Source organism: Mesosutterella faecium (assembly GCF_022809315.2).
GTDB lineage: Bacteria > Pseudomonadota > Gammaproteobacteria > Burkholderiales > Burkholderiaceae_F > Mesosutterella > Mesosutterella faecium.
Map to the genome: position 1 here is coordinate 1,443,768 of NZ_JAKZJU020000001.1, position 16,062 is coordinate 1,459,829.

The 16,062-nt window shown below is 64.4% G+C and carries 15 protein-coding genes; 13 read left to right on the forward strand and 2 right to left on the reverse strand.

Features of this window, described 5'->3' with window-relative positions; genetic code table 11:
- Positions 1-21: 21 nt before the first annotated feature.
- The 7 genes from rpsB to MUN46_RS06745 all read left to right on the forward strand — a co-directional run bounded on the left by rpsB (position 22) and on the right by MUN46_RS06745 (position 6,370).
- Positions 22-789 carry a 30S ribosomal protein S2 gene (gene rpsB, locus MUN46_RS06715; RefSeq protein WP_243376512.1) on the forward strand — a complete coding sequence of 256 codons (768 nt, stop codon included), beginning with the start codon at positions 22-24 and terminating at the stop codon, positions 787-789.
- 103 nt (positions 790-892) lie between these two features.
- The gene (tsf, locus tag MUN46_RS06720; protein ID WP_243376513.1) at positions 893-1,783 is read left to right on the forward strand and encodes a translation elongation factor Ts; all 891 of its coding nucleotides are present in this window, start codon (positions 893-895) and stop codon (positions 1,781-1,783) included.
- A gap of 236 nt (positions 1,784-2,019) precedes the next feature.
- Entirely contained in the window at positions 2,020-2,754 is a 735-nt protein-coding gene (pyrH, locus tag MUN46_RS06725; RefSeq protein ID WP_237978557.1) for a UMP kinase, read from the forward strand.
- A 42-nt stretch (positions 2,755-2,796) separates the two neighbouring features.
- Entirely contained in the window at positions 2,797-3,360 is a 564-nt protein-coding gene (gene frr / locus MUN46_RS06730; RefSeq protein ID WP_243376514.1) for a ribosome recycling factor, read from the forward strand.
- Positions 3,361-3,386: 26 nt separating this feature from the next.
- The gene (gene uppS, locus MUN46_RS06735) at positions 3,387-4,154 is read left to right on the forward strand and encodes a polyprenyl diphosphate synthase (protein WP_243376515.1); all 768 of its coding nucleotides are present in this window, start codon (positions 3,387-3,389) and stop codon (positions 4,152-4,154) included.
- A gap of 53 nt (positions 4,155-4,207) precedes the next feature.
- Positions 4,208-5,038, forward strand: a complete 831-nt coding sequence (locus MUN46_RS06740) for a phosphatidate cytidylyltransferase (protein ID WP_243376516.1) — start codon at positions 4,208-4,210, stop codon at positions 5,036-5,038.
- A 306-nt stretch (positions 5,039-5,344) separates the two neighbouring features.
- Positions 5,345-6,370, forward strand: coding sequence for a branched-chain amino acid aminotransferase (locus MUN46_RS06745; RefSeq protein ID WP_243376517.1), 1,026 nt, complete (start codon positions 5,345-5,347; stop codon positions 6,368-6,370).
- Between the two features lie 203 nt (positions 6,371-6,573).
- On the opposite strand, the gene MUN46_RS06750 is transcribed toward MUN46_RS06745, so the two are convergent.
- Together MUN46_RS06750 and MUN46_RS06755 are read right to left on the reverse strand one after the other, a co-directional pair.
- Positions 6,574-6,993, reverse strand: coding sequence for a DUF805 domain-containing protein (locus MUN46_RS06750; RefSeq protein ID WP_243376518.1), 420 nt, complete (start codon positions 6,991-6,993; stop codon positions 6,574-6,576).
- A gap of 63 nt (positions 6,994-7,056) precedes the next feature.
- Entirely contained in the window at positions 7,057-7,998 is a 942-nt protein-coding gene (locus MUN46_RS06755) for an SDR family NAD(P)-dependent oxidoreductase (protein ID WP_243376519.1), read from the reverse strand.
- A gap of 187 nt (positions 7,999-8,185) precedes the next feature.
- Between MUN46_RS06755 and MUN46_RS06760 the strand changes: the two genes are divergently transcribed.
- The 6 genes from MUN46_RS06760 to lpxD all read left to right on the forward strand — a co-directional run bounded on the left by MUN46_RS06760 (position 8,186) and on the right by lpxD (position 16,052).
- Positions 8,186-9,142, forward strand: coding sequence for a hypothetical protein (locus tag MUN46_RS06760; protein WP_243376520.1), 957 nt, complete (start codon positions 8,186-8,188; stop codon positions 9,140-9,142).
- Positions 9,143-9,207: 65 nt separating this feature from the next.
- The gene (gene dxr, locus MUN46_RS06765; protein ID WP_243376521.1) at positions 9,208-10,377 is read left to right on the forward strand and encodes a 1-deoxy-D-xylulose-5-phosphate reductoisomerase; all 1,170 of its coding nucleotides are present in this window, start codon (positions 9,208-9,210) and stop codon (positions 10,375-10,377) included.
- Positions 10,378-10,410: 33 nt separating this feature from the next.
- Positions 10,411-11,781 (forward strand): RIP metalloprotease RseP, encoded by a 1,371-nt coding sequence (gene rseP, locus MUN46_RS06770; protein WP_243376522.1) that lies wholly within the window; start codon positions 10,411-10,413, stop codon positions 11,779-11,781.
- A gap of 101 nt (positions 11,782-11,882) precedes the next feature.
- Entirely contained in the window at positions 11,883-14,231 is a 2,349-nt protein-coding gene (gene bamA / locus MUN46_RS06775; protein WP_243376523.1) for an outer membrane protein assembly factor BamA, read from the forward strand.
- A gap of 84 nt (positions 14,232-14,315) precedes the next feature.
- A complete protein-coding gene (locus MUN46_RS06780) occupies positions 14,316-14,837 on the forward strand; it encodes an OmpH/Skp family outer membrane protein (protein WP_243376524.1) in 522 nt (173 codons plus the stop codon).
- 114 nt (positions 14,838-14,951) lie between these two features.
- On the forward strand, positions 14,952-16,052 hold the full coding sequence (gene lpxD, locus MUN46_RS06785) for a UDP-3-O-(3-hydroxymyristoyl)glucosamine N-acyltransferase (protein ID WP_243376525.1): 1,101 nt from the start codon (positions 14,952-14,954) through the stop codon (positions 16,050-16,052).
- The last annotated feature ends 10 nt before the right edge of the window (positions 16,053-16,062 follow it).

A 16,062-nucleotide genomic window follows, 5' to 3' on the forward strand; every position in this document is an offset into this window, starting at 1 on the left:
ACAACCTTGGAGAAAAAAATCATGGTTAGCATGCGCGAAATGCTCGAAGCCGGTTGCCACTTTGGTCACCAGACCCGCTTCTGGAACCCCAAGATGGCCCAGTACATCTTCGGTTCCCGCAACCACATTCACATCATCAACCTCGAGCAGACCGTTGCCAAGCTGGCTGAGGCTGAGAAGTTCGCCCACGATCTCGCCGCGAAGGGCGGCAAGATCCTGTTCGTCGACACGAAGCGCGGCGGCCGCGAGATCATCGCCGCCGAGGCGCAGCGCGCCGGCATGAGCTACGTGGACCGCCGCTGGCTCGGCGGCACCCTCACGAACTTCAAGACCGTGAAGAACACCATCAAGCATCTCAAGGACATGGAAGACAACGTCGCCAACGGCGGCCTTGAGAAGATGACCAAGAAGGAAGCGCTGGACTACACCCGCGAGATCGAGTCCCTCAATCGCTCCATCGGCGGCATCAAGAACATGTTCTCCCTGCCTGATGCCCTGTTCATCATCGATGTCGGCTATCACAAGATCGCCATTCAGGAAGCCAAGAAGCTCGGCATCCCGGTGATCGGCGTCGTGGATACGAACAGCTCCCCCGACAATGTCGACTACGTGATCCCGGGCAACGACGACGCCGGCAAGGCCGTCGCCATCTACGCCTCCCAGATCGCTGATGCCATCATCGCCGGCACCGCCGAGCACAAGGAAGGCGCCGACAAGGCCGATGCGGACGAAGAGTTCGTTGAGGTCGCCGAAGAGCCGGCTGCCGCTGAAGAAGCCCCCAAGGCCTGAGCTTAGAGCGCTTTCAGCCGCATGAACGAAAAGGGGCGCCCGTTGCAAAGAGCGTCCCTTTTTATGTTTTTCATCCAATCTGATTATTAGTCAGGAGAAATAAATGGCCGTTATTACTGCCGCTCTTGTGAAAGAACTCCGCCAGAAAACGGACGCTCCGATGATGGAGTGCAAGAAGGCTCTTGTGGCTGCCGAAGGCGATTTCGCCAAAGCCGAGGAAATCCTTCGCGTGAAGCTTGGCAATAAGGCCAACAAGGCTTCCGCCCGCGTCGCCGCCGAGGGCGTTGTGGCTGTCTATATTTCCGAGGACCGCAAGCTCGGCGCCATGTTCGAAGTGAACTCCGAGACCGACTTCGTTGCGAAGAACCCCGAGTTCCTCGCGATGGCCAACGCCGGCGCCCGGCTCGTGGCCGAGAAGAATCCGGCCGACGTCGCCGCTTTGTCCGCCCTGACGGTGGACGGCAAGACCCTTGAGGAAATCCGCAAGGGCCTGGTCGGCAAGATCGGCGAGAACATGTCCTTCCGCCGCTTCGTGCGCATGGAGGCTCAGGGCCGTCTCGACGCCTACGTCCATGCCGGCTCCAAGATCGGCGCCATGGTGGACATCGTCGGCGGGGACGACGAGCTCGCGCACGACGTGGCCATGCACGTGGCCGCCTCCCGTCCGAAGGCTCTTGACGAGTCCGGCGTGGACCAGGCCTCCATCGAGTCCGAGCGCCGCGTCGCCATCGAGAAGGCCCGCGAGTCCGGCAAGCCTGAAAATCTGATCGAGCGCATCGCCGAGGGTTCCGTGAAGAAGTTCCTGAAGGAAGTGACGCTGCTCAATCAGCCGTTCGTGAAGAACGACAAGGTGACCGTCGGCCAGCTTCTGAAGAGCAAGGGCGCGAAGTGCGTCGCCTTCAACCTCTTCGTGGTCGGCGAGGGCATCGAGAAGCGCAGTGACGACTTCGCCGCTGAAGTGGCCGCCCAGGTGGCCGCCTCCAAGAAGGCCTGACGAGTCTTTCGGCTGAGGTCCTGAGGCCCGCCCGCCGCCACCGGCTGCGGCGGCCTCGGGGCAGATGAGCCCGCAGGGAAAAAACTCTCTGCGGGCTTTTCTTGGCCTTATTTCGGCCTTTCCGCGCATCTTCATGGCGCACGGGAGCGGCTTTGCAGTATCATGCCTTTTGGCTCGAAATAAGCGTTAATGGCTAATTCACCGCCTGCCGCCGCGGCAACTGGAGAATCGTTCAAATGAAAGAGACAAAAAAGAAACCTCAGCCGATCTATAAGCGAGTTCTGCTCAAGCTCTCCGGTGAGGCTCTGATGGGGCACGACCAGTTCGGCATCAACCGGGATACGCTGCACTACATGGTCTCTGAAATCAAGAAGATTCTGGACATCGGCGTCCAGGTCGGCATCGTGGTGGGAGGCGGCAACATCTTCCGCGGCGTTGCCCTCGGTGCAAGCGGCATGGATCGGGCGACCGGAGACTACATGGGAATGCTCGCCACCGTGATGAACGCCATGGCTCTGCAGGACGCCTTCACCAAGGCGGGCATACCGGTGCGCATCCAGTCGGCCCTTCACCTTGAGCAGGTGGTGCAGCCCTACATCCGCGGCAAGGCCCTGCGTTATCTCGACCAGGGGCGCGTCGTGATCTTCGCCGCCGGCACCGGCAATCCGTTCTTCACCACCGACACCACGGCGGCCCTGCGCGGCGCCGAAATGGGCGCCGAGGTGGTGCTCAAGGCGACGAAGGTCGACGGGATCTACACCGCCGACCCGATGAAGGATCCGACGGCGACCCGCTTCTCCGACATCACGTTCGATGAGGCGATGAAGCGCGACCTCAAGGTGATGGACGGGACGGCTTTCGCCCTGTGCCGCACCAACGGCCTGCCGATTCGAGTCTTCAATATCGGCCGTCCTGATGCCCTGCTGCGCGTTTGCACGGGCCATGAGGAAGGCACGCTGGTTCATCTTTGAACCGTTCACCTGTTTTAACTGTCACAAAGGAAAGAGTTTCAAATGGCAACCATTCAGGAAATCCGCACCCAGGCGGAACACAAGATGCAGCGCAGCGTCGAGGGCCTCCGCGAGGAATTCCGCAAGATCCGCACCGGCCGCGCCTCCACCGGGCTGCTTGACTCTATTTCAGTGGATTACTACGGAGTGCGCACGCCCCTGAACCAATGCGCCACGGTGAACGTGGCCGACGCCCGCACGCTCACGGTCCAGCCGTTCGACCGCAGCCTGGTCAAGGCCATTGAAAAGGCCATCCTTGAAAGCGACCTGGGGCTCAACCCTGCCACGACCGGCACGATGATCCGCATTCCGCTGCCGCCGCTCACCGAGGAGCGCCGCCGCGAGATCACGAAGGTGGTCCGCCGCATCGCCGAGGAGGGGAAGATCGCCGTCCGCAACGTCCGCCGCGATGCGAACGAGGCGGTCAAGAAGCTGCTCAAGGACAAGGAGATTTCGGAGGACGAGGCGCGCGGCTCTGACAACGACATTCAGAAGCTGACCGACAAGTACATCGCTCTCGTCGACACGGCCACAGAGGAGAAGGAAAAGGAGGTCATGACCGTCTGACCGGCCAGGAAGGCGGTTTTTCCTTCATGAATTTTTCCAAGATCTCCGAACAGAGCCTGCCCGGGCACGTGGCCGTCATCATGGACGGCAACGGGCGCTGGGCGAAGCAGCGCCGCCTGCCGCGCGTGGAGGGGCACCGCCGCGGCGTGCGCGCGGTGAACGCCTGCACGGAGGCCGCGAGGCGGGCCGGGATCCGTTCGCTCACGCTCTTTGCCTTCAGCAGCGAGAACTGGAAGCGCCCGGCCGATGAGGTGAGAGCCCTGATGTCACTTTTCGTGCAGGTTCTGCGCGTTCAGCAGCCGCGGCTGCTCAAGTACGACATCAGGCTGCGCGTGGCGGGCGACACCTCGGTTTTCAATCCGGAGCTGCGGAACCTCATTGCTGAAACCGAACAGGCGACGAGCGGCTGCCGAGGCATGACTCTCACCATCTGCGCGAATTACGGCGGCCGCTGGGACATCGCCCAGGCGGTGCGCCGTCTCCTTCGGGAGGAGCCCCTTGCGGCCTCTCACCCGGAGATGATCGATGAGGAGTCCATCGGCCGGCACCTTGCGCTCGACTGGGCGGGCGACGTCGATCTGCTCATCCGCACCGGGGGCGAGTCGAGGCTGTCCAATTTCCTGCTCTGGCAGTCGGCTTATGCCGAGCTTTATTTCACTCCCGAGCTCTGGCCCGATTTCACCGAGAAGAGTTTCCTCGCCGCGCTGCGCTGGTATGCGGGGCGTGAAAGGCGCTTCGGGCTGACCAGCGAGCAGGTGGCGAGCGGAGCTCTGCCCCCCGGCCGCGGCTTTTAATTTCTCTTTTTACTGCTGAGGCGTGCGGCGACGGAAGGCCGCACCGGATCCAAATGCTCAAACAACGCGTGCTTACCGCCATCGTCATGCTTGCCGTGCTGGTGGCCTCCATCCTCATTTCCCCGCTCGCCTTCTGCGCCGTCATGACCTTCTGCGTTTCCGCGGCTCTCTGGGAGTGGCTGCGGATGCTTCATGTGCGCGCGGCGCTTCCTGTGGCGGCGGTCATTGGCGCGGCCCTTTACTTTTCCTGGCTGGCGGGGCTGCGCATTCCCGACGGGGCGCTGCTCGCGCTCACCGCGCTCGACAGCCTGGTCTGGCTCGTGATTGCCGCGGGGCTCTTCCGGCACCGCGGCAGCGGCTACCGGCTGCCCGTCCCCCTGCAGGCCGTTTTTGCGCTCACCATGCTGCCCCTGGCCTGGTGCAGCCTCATGCGGCTGTTTGAGTCGGGCTCCTGGCAGCTCGTCCTCTCCGTGCTCGTGATCGTCTGGACGGCGGACATCGCCGCCTATTTCTGCGGACGGGCCTTTGGCCGGCACCGCATGGCGCCCGCCATTTCCCCGAAGAAGACCTGGGAGGGGGCAGCGGGCGCCTACCTGTTCGGGGTGGCCGTGGCGGCCGCCCTCGCCGCAGTGTTTTCCGGCCGCTCCGATGTCTTCCAGGTTCTCATCTTCAGGCGGGTCGGGTTCGCTGCGGCTTTCCTCATCATCGTCTTTCTCACGTTCTTCTCGATGGCGGGCGACCTCCTCGAGTCCGCCGCCAAGCGCCAGGCGGGCATCAAGGACTCAAGCAATCTCCTTCCGGGGCACGGCGGCTACTTCGACCGGCTCGACGCCTGCATTCCTGTGATGCCCGCGGCGGTTCTGATCCTGCTGCTCACCGCCTGAGGCATGAACCGGCCGCCTCCGCGGGGGCGTGAGGGACGGGTTTCAGCGGCTTTTGTGAAGATGCACTTAACAGAGGCACTTCCATAGGAGTAGGATTAACAGAATCAGCTGACGGCTAATCGAGACGCCAGCCGCCCTTCCTGAGACCCGGCGACCGCCGGGCGGCGGGGAGAACTCTGCGGGCCACAAGCTGCAGATGCGTTTCCGATCAGGAACGGACTCCGGCCCCGGCGGGCCGGTTCAGGGACAAAAAAGGTTTGCAGGATTTTTTATTAAATCCTGAGTTTTTGGTTTAAAGGTATGAAGATGGAAAAGAAAAACATAGACTGGAGCAGCCTCGGCTTCGGTTACACCCCTACGGATTATCGCTGGGAGACCCGCTGGCACGACGGGGCGTGGGAAAAGGGCGGCCTGACCACGGACAGCACGATTACGCTGTCGGAAGCGGCCTGCGTTTTCCATTACTCTCAGTCCTGCTTTGAGGGACTCAAGGCTTATACGACCCGCGACGGCCACATCGTGACCTTCCGCCCTGATCAGAACGCGAAGCGCATGCAGGACTCCTGCCGCCGCCTTGAGATGCCTGTGCTGCCTGTCGAGACTTTCCTCGAAGCCCTCGACGCCACCGTGAAGGCCAATGCGGCCTGGGTGCCTCCGTTCGGCACCGGCGCGACCCTCTACATCCGTCCTCTGATGATCGGCTCGGGCCCGCAGATCGGCGTGGCCCCCGCTCACGAATTCCTCTTCCGCCTGTTCTGCATGCCGGTGGGGTCCTACTTCAAGGGCGGCGTGAAGCCGATCAGCCTTCAGGTCTCCAAGTACGACCGCGCCGCCCCGCGCGGCACCGGCCACATCAAGGCCGGGCTCAACTACGCCATGAGCCTGTATCCGACCATGGAAGCTCACCGCGCGGGCTTTGCCGAGAACATGTATCTCGATCCTGCGACCCGCACTTACGTCGAGGAGACGGGCGGTGCGAACATCCTCTTCGTCGATAAGGACAACAACCTCATCGTTCCGAAGAGCGACTCCATCCTGCCGTCCGTCACCCGCCGCTCGCTCGTGTATGTGGGCGAGCATTACCTCGGTCTCAAGGTGATCGAGCGCAAGGTGAAGTTCTCCGAAGTGAAGGACATGAAGGAGTGCGCCCTTTGCGGCACGGCCGCCGTTTTGGCGCCTGTGGGCCGCATCCACAGCGACGAGGGCGACATTTACCTGCCCTCCGGCATGGACAAGATCGGCGAGATCTCCGGCAAGATCCGCGAGACCCTGCTCAAGATCCAGTCCTGCGAAATCGAGGCTCCGGAAGGCTGGATCCGCCGCATCCTCTGATTTTCAGAGCATGCCTCCCGCCGCATGCGGGAGGCGGATGCCCCGCGGCGTCCGCTTTCCTCCTGCGGCGCACTGCGAAAGCCGCTGATTCCCCCTCAAGGGAGCCAGCGGCTGTTTTTTTATCCTGGAAAAGCCGGGATGCGGTGAAGCGAAGGCGAGCAGGATCCTGCCGGGCCCGTCAGACAGCCCGCGCAGATCCCGCCTCAGGACAGAGGCCGTGGCCCGTAGGCGTTGTCCTGCCTGCTGCCGGGAAACATCGCGGCCACGAAGAGAATGAGAAAGGCTGCCGTCGAAATCCACCGCAGCCAGGCGTACTGCTCGTAAGCCGCCAGGGCTGAGGTCGCGAGGCTCAGCAGGAAGACGGCAGCGACCCACCGGCCTGACAGCCCGACATCATGCAGCCGCCGCACGAGGGCGGCGGCGTAAGGACAGATCGAAACCAGGGCGAAGCCGCCGATTGCGGCGCTTCCCAGCGACGGGACGAGCGCTGCGAAGACGATCAGCAGGGCGTTGCAGGCGAAATACGCAAGAAAAAACCACCAGAACTCGGAGCGGCTTGAGCGGCCCTTGAACCGGGCGTATTTGTAATAGGCGCAGTTTTTAACCGCCTCTGTGAAGCGCATGGATGAAGTGTCCCTTTCAAATCGGAGTTCTTAAAAATCCAAAGCGGTCTGTCCGGCCGGATTTTATTTAGAGGCTTCGGAGCCGGGGCCTGTCCCCTGGCCGGCCGGGCCGCTGCCGCGCTCCGGCTGCTGCGCGGGCCCGGGCTTTGCGGCGGAAGCCTCGGAGTCGTCCGGCTGCGCGGCCCGGCCCCGCTTCAGAGCGCCGAAGGAGAAGCGCCCGGCGCGTCCGGAAGCCTTGCCGCCGGAAGGCGTGAGGAACGGATAAAAGCCGATCGGGAGGTTTTCCCAGAGCACTCCCGGCAGCGCCGCCCAGGCCCAGGAGAGGAGCATGTAGCGCCAGTCGATCCAGGCGACGCGCTTTTTGGCCAGGATCGCCTTGAGGATCCGGTCGGCCGCGTAAGGCAGCGGCATCGTGAGAGGATAGCGGTGTCCGGCAATCAGCGGCGTGTCAATGAAACCGGGCCTGATGTCGGTGACGTAGATGTCCAGCCCGCGGGCCGCGCAGCGCTGCCGCAGGGCCTCGAGGTAGTTTTTCTGCAGAGCCTTGGTGGCCGAGTAGGCCGGCGCGATGCCCAGTCCGCGGGTGGAGGCGACCGAGGAGATCGCGGCGATCTGAGCCCCGTAGGGCTGGCTTCTCATGATGGTGAAGACCGCATCGATGCAGCGCACGAAGCCGTCGGCGTTCGTGGCCACGGTATTGAGCTCGATCTCCGGGGTGAGGTCGGGATTATCGGAGCCCACGCCCGAGGCGTGGATGTAGAGGTCAACGCCTCCCAGCTCCCGGACGAGATGCGACAGCCCGAGCGGCGCCTCGTCCGAGCGGACGTCGATCTTCTCCCAAATGACTTTTGCGCCCGTTTCGGCCTGGAGCTTTTCCGAGATCTGCCGCAGCCTATCCTCGCGCCTGCCGGCGATCGCAAGGTCGCAGCCCAGGGCCGCGAAACGGCGGGCGAGTTCTTCTCCGATGCCAGATGTGGCGCCCATGATGACGACGTTTTTTGCCATGGCTCTAGTCCCATTAAGAGAGCGGCGGCCGCGTCCGAGGAGCAGACATCTCGGCAGCCCGTTTCGGTTGTTATGATAGACAAAGATTTTAAGGCCTCAGATCCGGATTATGACAAGCTCTGCTCGCGCACGCGCTTCATCGCTCCGGCGCCGGAAATTTGCGGACGGCGCACGCGCCCTCGCCGCTGTGTGCGCTGCGCTGGCGGCCGCGCAGGCCGCCCTGGCCGACCCGTCCGAGGACCCCGTCGAGGCCTTCCTGCTGTCGGCCGCTGCGGCAAAGGGCAGGCCCGGCGCCGCCCCGAAGCTTTCAGATCTCCAGGCCCGAGGGGATGAGCCTCTGCCTTTTTCGCTGCTTCCTCCGGCCGGCGCCGCCCGAAGCGCCGCTCCGGGCGAGTCCCTGCTCTATACCTGGAGCCGGGCGGGCTTCCTGCAGGACGAGCCCGACCCGGCCCCGGCCGCGGCGCCGGGCATCGCGGTGGCCCTGCGCGAGAAGAACTCCTCGATTGTGAGGGAATCCGACGGCGGGCTTCAGCTCGCGGGGCTCGGCCCCCTGAGCCTGGTGGGCTTCTACGGCTTTGGCGGCATCACCCGCGACAACGGCTACCACTTCACCGGTACGGGCTACTCAAGCATCGGCGGCACCTCCCGGGTGCTTCCCGCGTCGCTGTCGCTTGCCGGCTTTACGGCTGATCCGAGGCAGAACATTTATTCGGCCGAGATGCGCGCGGAGGCCCCGATGCAGCTCTCCGGCCAGACGCAGGTGGTGCCGTTCATAGGCTACAGGGCCGTTCTCACGCAGCAGTCCGATGCGGGGCTGTTCAACGCGCTCGGAGGAGAGGGCTCCACGGACTCGGGCCAGAAGAGCGCCCGGCAGATTCCCCTCGGCGTGGGGCTCGTCCACACGAGGCAGGTCGATGCGAAAACGCGCTACCGCTTCAAGAGCGTCCTCGGGGCGGTGACGAGCGTTCCCGAGGGCTCCGGGGCCTCGGGCGATGAAATGGGGAACTCGGTCACCGGCATCGGGTCGCTTGGCGTCGAGCTGCAGCGTGGCACCTGGAGCCTGGAGGCGGGGGCGGATCTCGGAGTTTCAAGCGAGAGCCGAAGCGAGACCGGGCTTTCGATCAATTTCAAGCGGGCTTTTTGAAGGCGCGAGCCCGGGGCAGGGTTTTCCCACACGGGCCGAAGGAACACCGTTACAATCACACCACTATGACTAAAACCGTGAATATTCTCGGAGCGACGGGATCCATCGGCCGCTCTGCGCTGGACGTGCTCTCGCGGCACCGCGGCGAGTGGCGCGTGCGCGCGATAGCCTCGGGCAGCCGCGTTCGGGAGCTGGCCGAGGCTGCGGCCGCCTGCGGCGCCGAGGCTGCTGCCGTGGCCGACCCCGCCCTGAAGGATGCGCTCGCCGCGGAACTGCGTGCGAGGGGGCTTGCCACCGAGGCCCTGGCCGGCCCTGAGGCGCTCTGCACGATTGCCGGCGACCGGGGCGCAGATGCCGTGGTTCTTGCGGCAAGCGGCGCGGCGGGCCTGCCCCAGGCTTTTGCCGCGGCGCGTGCGGGCAGAAGGATGCTTCTCGCGAACAAGGAAAGCGTCGTGTGCGGTGGAGCGCTTCTGCAGTCCGAAATCAGGCGCCATGGCGCGTCCGTTTTCCCGGTGGACTCCGAGCACTCCGCCATTTTCCAGTGCCTCGCGGCGGCTACGCCCGGGCAGCGCGCTTCGGCCGTGATCTGGCTCACCTGTTCGGGCGGTCCCTTCCGGACCCGCCTCGACCTCTCGAACGTCACGATTGAGGAGGCGAGCACGCATCCGCGCTGGAAGATGGGGCGGAAAATCACGGTGGATTCCGCCACGCTCATGAACAAGGGGCTGGAGGTGATCGAGGCTCGGTGGCTTTTCGACATCCCCGCCGAGCGCATCCGCGTCGTGGTGCACCCGGAAAGCGTCATCCATTCGGCCGTGGCTTACTGCGACGGGGCGGTGATGGCCGAGCTCGGGGTCCCGGACATGAGAACCCCGATCGCGGTGGCGCTCGCCTGGCCGCAAAGAATTGAATCGGGAGCTCAGCCGCTTGACCTCCTGCACATGAAGCCGCTCACCTTCGAGGCTCCGGACACGCAGCGTTTCCCGCTGCTGGCCATGGCCTACGAAGCCCTCCGCGAGGGCGGCGGCGCCCCCATCGTGCTCAACGCCGCCAATGAGGTGGCCGTGGAAGCTTTTCTCGGCGGCAGGATCCCCTTTCTGTCCATTGCGGAGGTCTGCCGCAGGACCCTCGAGCAGGTGCATTTCGGTTCCCCGGATTCGCCCGAGGAGATTCTTGAGGACGACCGCAGGGCCCGCGAGGCTGCCCGCGGCCTGATCGACTCATCCCTGCGATAGGCGGATGGTCCCCTTCCCGGAGGAAACGCTTTCGTGAGCCTGCTCATTACCCTCGTTGCCTTTTCCGTGGCGCTCGAGCTTCTCGTCGTCGTTCACGAAGGAGGGCATTTCGCCGCTGCGCGGCTCTGCGGCGTGCGCGTTCTTCGCTTTTCCGTGGGCTTCGGGCCTGTCCTTTTCAAGCTCACCGGCAGGAAGAGCGGCACGGAATACGCCCTGTCGCTGCTGCCTCTGGGCGGCTACGTGAAGATGCTCGACGGCCGCGATCCCTCGATGCGCGGGCTGTCGGCGCAGCACCCGCAGGAAGACTTCAACCGCAAGCGGCTCTGGCAGCGCGCCCTGATCGTTTTTGCGGGCCCTTTCATGAATCTTGTGCTTGCCGTGCTGATCTTCTGGGGCATCGGCATGGCGGGAACCTATGAGCTGTCGTCCCGAATCGCCCAGCCTGCGGCGGGCACGCCTGCCGCTGCGGCGGGACTCCGGGGCGGACAGTACGTGACCGAAGTGGGGGGCCTCGAAGTGCGCAGCTTCGAAGACCTGCAGATGAAGCTGCTGCGCGCCTCGGGCGGTCCTTCGACGATTACGGTGAGGGACAGCGGCGACGAAAAGGGCGAGAACGCCACGCGCTACCCCATAGATCTCAGCTCCATCGGCTTTGAGGAGGATCCCGCCAAGTCCCGCCCCATGGAGAAGGCGGGGCTGCTGCCCTGGCAGGGGCCGCTCACCGTGGTGGAGGTTCTGCCCGGGTCGGCCGCTCAGCGCGCGGGCTTGGCCGCGAAGGACCGGATCCTCGAAGTGAACGGCGAGCGCATGGGCGGAGCCCTCGACTTCATGAAGGCGGTTTCCGCCCTGGGCGGCCGGCAGGCTGACATCAGGATCGAGCGGGCGGGATCCGAGCAGACGATCCGCCTGGAAGTGCCGGAAGAGACGGACTCGAAGACCGGGCGGAAGGTCGGCCGCATCGGCGTGAGAATCAGCGGCCTGCCCGATGTGGTGCGGGTGCAGCTCGGGCCCCTGGAGGCTTTCACAACCGGCGTATCCAAGCTCTGGGACACGACGGTGCTGTCCATGCAGGTGATGGGCAGGATGCTGATCGGGCAGGCCTCGGTGAAGAACCTTTCCGGGCCCGTGGCCATTGCGGACTACGCGGGTCAGGCGATGCAGGTGGGACTGCTGCCTTACCTCACTTTCCTTGCCGTCATGTCGGTGAGCCTCGGCATCCTCAATCTGCTGCCGGTCCCGGTCCTCGACGGCGGGTACCTTGCCATTTACGCGGTCGAGTTCGTCATCCGGCGCAGGCCTTCCGAGCGCGTCATAGGGGCCGCCCAGCGCATCGGGCTCGCCCTCATTCTGCTGCTGACGCTGGTCGCCCTCACCAATGACCTCACCAGGCTGATGGGCGGTTAAAATAGGACAACTTTTTGACTTCTTCCAATGCCCGGCACTGGTTCGCGGATCCGAAAGAGCCTTTTCTCGGGGGACTGCGATTCATTCTGCGGAATTAACTCATGACATTGAAGACTTTTACCATTAAGGCTGCAGCGGCTGGCGTCATCGCGGCCCTCTCGCTTTCTGTTTTCGCCCAGCAGTTCAAGATCAAGGACATCCGGGTCGAGGGCATTTCCCGAACCGAACCGGGCACGGTGTTCTCTCACCTGCCTTTCCGCGTGGGCGACGACTACACGCCTGAGAAGGGCGCGCAGGCGATCCGCTCGCTCTACCAGTCCGGGCTGTTCCGCGATGTGAACCTGACCCAGGACGGCGACGTGATCGTCGTGAACCTGACCGAGCGTCCCGCGGTGGCCACGATCCAGACCAACGGCATCAAGGCCTTCGACAAGGACGAGGTGGAGAAGTCTCTGAAGGGAGCGGGGCTTGCCGAAGGGCGCATATTCAACTCGGCCACTCTTGACAAGGCGACGCAGGAGCTGCGCCGCCAGTACCTCGCCAAGGGCTTCTACGGGGTTGAGGTTTCGACCAACGTGACGCCTCTTGAGCGAAACCGCGTGCGGGTGACGATTTCAGTCGACGAGGGCTCTTCCTCCTCCATCAAGCAGATCCGCTTCACGGGCCTGCACGCCGCAGACGAAGATGATCTGCGCGACGTGATGCAGCTGGGCACCCCCAACTGGTTCTCCTGGTACACGAAGCGCGACCAGTACTCGCGCGAGAAGCTCGCCGGAGACCTTGAGGCGATCCGCTCCTGGTACCTGAACCGGGGCTATCTCGACTACAGGCTCGACTCCGTGCAGGTGACGATCGCTCCGAACAAGGAGGACGTGTACATCACGATCAACATCGATGAAGGCAAGCCCTACAAAGTCGCCTCGGTCAAGATCGAGGGCGAGGAGCTCGGTCTCGACAAAGAGCTGCAGGGACTGCTCAAGCCGGTGAAGATCGGCAGCACCTACAGCGCCGAAACCGTGAACGCCGTGGGCGAAAGCCTGAAGGAGAAGTTCTCGACCCTCGGCTACGCTTTCGCCAAGACGACGCCCAATCCCGTGACCGACCGGCAGAAGGGCACGGTGGACGTGATCTACACCATCGACCCGGGCCGCCGGGCCTATGTGAGGAACGTGATCGTCACGGGCAACACCCGCACGCGCGACGAGGTGGTGCGCCGCGAGGTGCGACAGTACGAAGCCTCCTGGTTCGACTCCGACAAAGTGAAGATTTCGAAGGACCGCATCAACAGGCTCGGCTTCTTCGATGACGTGACGGTGGAGCCCACGCAGGTCGCGGGCACCCGCGACGAGGTGGACCTGAACATCCACGTGAAGGAGCGCCCGACGGGCAACATCACGCTCGGCGCGGGCCTGTCCTCCTCCGACGGCATCATCCTGTCGGCCGGCATTTCGCAGACAAATATTTTCGGCACGGGCAATTCCGCGAGCGTCGAGGTGAGCAATTCGGACTCCACCCGCACTTACGCGCTTTCTCTTACCCAGCCGTACGTCACCCCCGAGGGCGTCTCCCGCACGATTGACATTTACGACAGGCGGGTGGACCTTGATGAGCTCGACGTCTCCAACGTCATGTACGAGACGCTCGGCGCGAGCCTGAGCTACGGCGTGCCGGTGACCGAGCTGGACCGCATCTACCTCGGCGCGAAGATTGAGCAGACCAAGGTGACGCTGCGAGGCTCCCGGGACGCCAGCGGCGAGCCGATCGGCGACTCCTCGCCGCGGCGCTACTGGGACTACGTCGATAATTTCGGCAAAGATCCGAAGTCGGCGGCGCTCACCTTCGGCTGGTCGAGGGACTCGCGCGACAACGCGCTTGCGCCTAACAAGGGCCGCTACCAGCGCCTGAGCGGCGAGGTGACGCTGCCGGTGCTCGACCTGCGCTACTACAAGGCGAGCTACCAGTTCCAGCAGTACTGGCCGGTGGCGAAGTACGTGACGGCCGCCTTCAACACGGAGATCGGCTACGCCGACTCCTACGGCGACAAGGAGTACCCGTTCTTCAAGAACTTCTACGCGGGCGGCATCGGCTCGGTGCGCGGCTTTGACAGCTCGTCTCTCGGACCGCGCGACAGCAACGGCGACAACCTGGGCGGCCAGAAGATGTTCAACTTCTCGGCCGAGCTCTACGTGCCGCTGCCGGGCGCCGACCGCACGCTGCGCGCCTTCGGCTTCTTCGACGGCGGCTGGGTCTGGGGCAAGGGCGGCTCCAACCGCTACGAGGGCACGGACACGAGCAATGTCAGCCTCTCCGACCTGCGCTACTCCGTGGGCGTGGGCGTGGCCTGGATCTCTCCGCTCGGGCCGCTCAAGTTCTCGATCGCCTTCCCGCTCAACGACAAGAAGGGCGACGACGTGCAGCGCTTCCAGTTCCAGATCGGCACCGGTTTCTAAGGGTCGAAAGGGCGTAGAATCGGGCTGTTTCCTGCGGCGGGCGCGGAGCCTGCCGGAGGCTTTCGTTTAGAAGGTTTTGACAAAATGACAAGAAAGTTAGTTTCTACGGCTGTTCTCGCGGCTGCCGCCTGCGCGGCCATCGCTTTGGCGGGTTCGGCGCCGGCCTTCGCCGCAGAGACGGCGCAGAAGATCGGCGTTGTGAGCCTCGACCGCGTCCTGCACGAATCGGCCCCGGCCAAGGCCGCCGCGGACAAGCTCCAGAAGGAGTTCGCCCGCCGCAAGGCCGAGATCGACAAGATGTCGGCGGACTTTAAGGCCAAGGCCCAGGATTTCCAGAAAAACGGTCCGACGCTCACCCAGAGCCAGCGCATCAACGAGCAGCGCGACCTCGCCGAGGCTGAGCGCGCGCTCAACCGCGCTCAGCGCGAGTTCCGCGAGGAGCGCGGCCAGCGCGAAAACGAGGAGATCCAGATCGTGATCGCCCGCGCCAACCAGGTGATTCAGGACCTCGCTCGCCGCGAAAACTACGACCTGATCTTCCAGGACGCCGTTTATGCGAGCCCGCGGGCCGATATCACCGACAAGGTTCTCAAAGCCATGAAGTGAGGGCCGGAAGCCCTTTGCGGGCTTCGGAGGTCCTGCGGAAAGCCTGATCCGGCAAGCGCCCGGGCCAGGCTTTCTCCGTGAATGAACGCAGCCGTTTGATTTGAAGAGGTGCCCATGAAAGAAGCTGGCCAGTCGTTTTCGGTGTCCCGCCTGATCGAGGAGGTGAGCCGCCTGTCGGGCGGCCGCCTCGCTTCGGAAGCGAAGGCGGGAGCCGGGTCATGCGGGGTCGAGGGCTTTGCTCCGCTCGAGGAGGCGCAGCCGCGCCACATTGCCTTCGTGGCCGGACCGAAGGCGCTGAAGGCTGCGGCCGCGTCGAAGGCGGGCGTGCTTGTGCTGCGCGAGGAAGAGGCGAGGGCAGGCGGCGAAGCTTTTGCGGCGCGGCCCCTCGTGCTCACCGCCAACCCTTACGCCTGGTTTGCCTGGGCCTCCCAGGCCATGGAGGGAGGCATCCTGCCGCCGCCTGAGGCCGGCATCCGTCCGGGCGCCTTCGTGGATCCGTCGGCCCAGGTCGACCCGAGCGCGAGGGTCGAGGCCGGAGCCGTGGTGGAGGCCGGCGCGAAGATCGGCCCGAGGGCCTGGATCGGAGCCGGGGCCTATGTGGGTGAAAAGGCCGAGATCGGCGAGTCGGCGAGGCTCTATCCGCGCGCTCTCGTGGGCAGCCGCTGCCGCATCGGCGCGCGCACCATCCTCAACATGGGCTGCGCGATCGGAGGCGACGGCTTCGGCTTTGCGCCTTTTGGCGGGGAATGGGTGAAAATCCCGCAGGTGGGCGCGGTCACAGTCGGCTGCGACGTCGAGATCGGGGCCAACACGACGATAGACCGCGGAGCGCTTGACGACACCGTGATCGGCGACGGCACGAAGATCGACAATCAGGTGCAGATCGGGCACAACTGCCGCATCGGGCGGCACTGCGTGATCTGCGGCTGCGTGGGCATCGCCGGCTCCACGACGGTGGGAGACCACTGCGTGCTGGGCGGCGCGGCGATGATCAACGGCCATATTTCCATTCCCGCGGGCTCGATGGTCGGGCCCGCCACCCCCGTGATGAGCTGGGGCGAAAAACCCGAGGTGATGACGGGGATCTTCCCGTCGCAGCCTCACAAGGACTGGGAGCGCACGGCGGTCATGATTCGCCGCCTGCCGCAGATGCGCCAGTCCCTCAAGACGCTTGCCCGGGACGTTGAGCAGCTCAAGTCCGGGCAGGCTCGTTAACCCGCGCCCG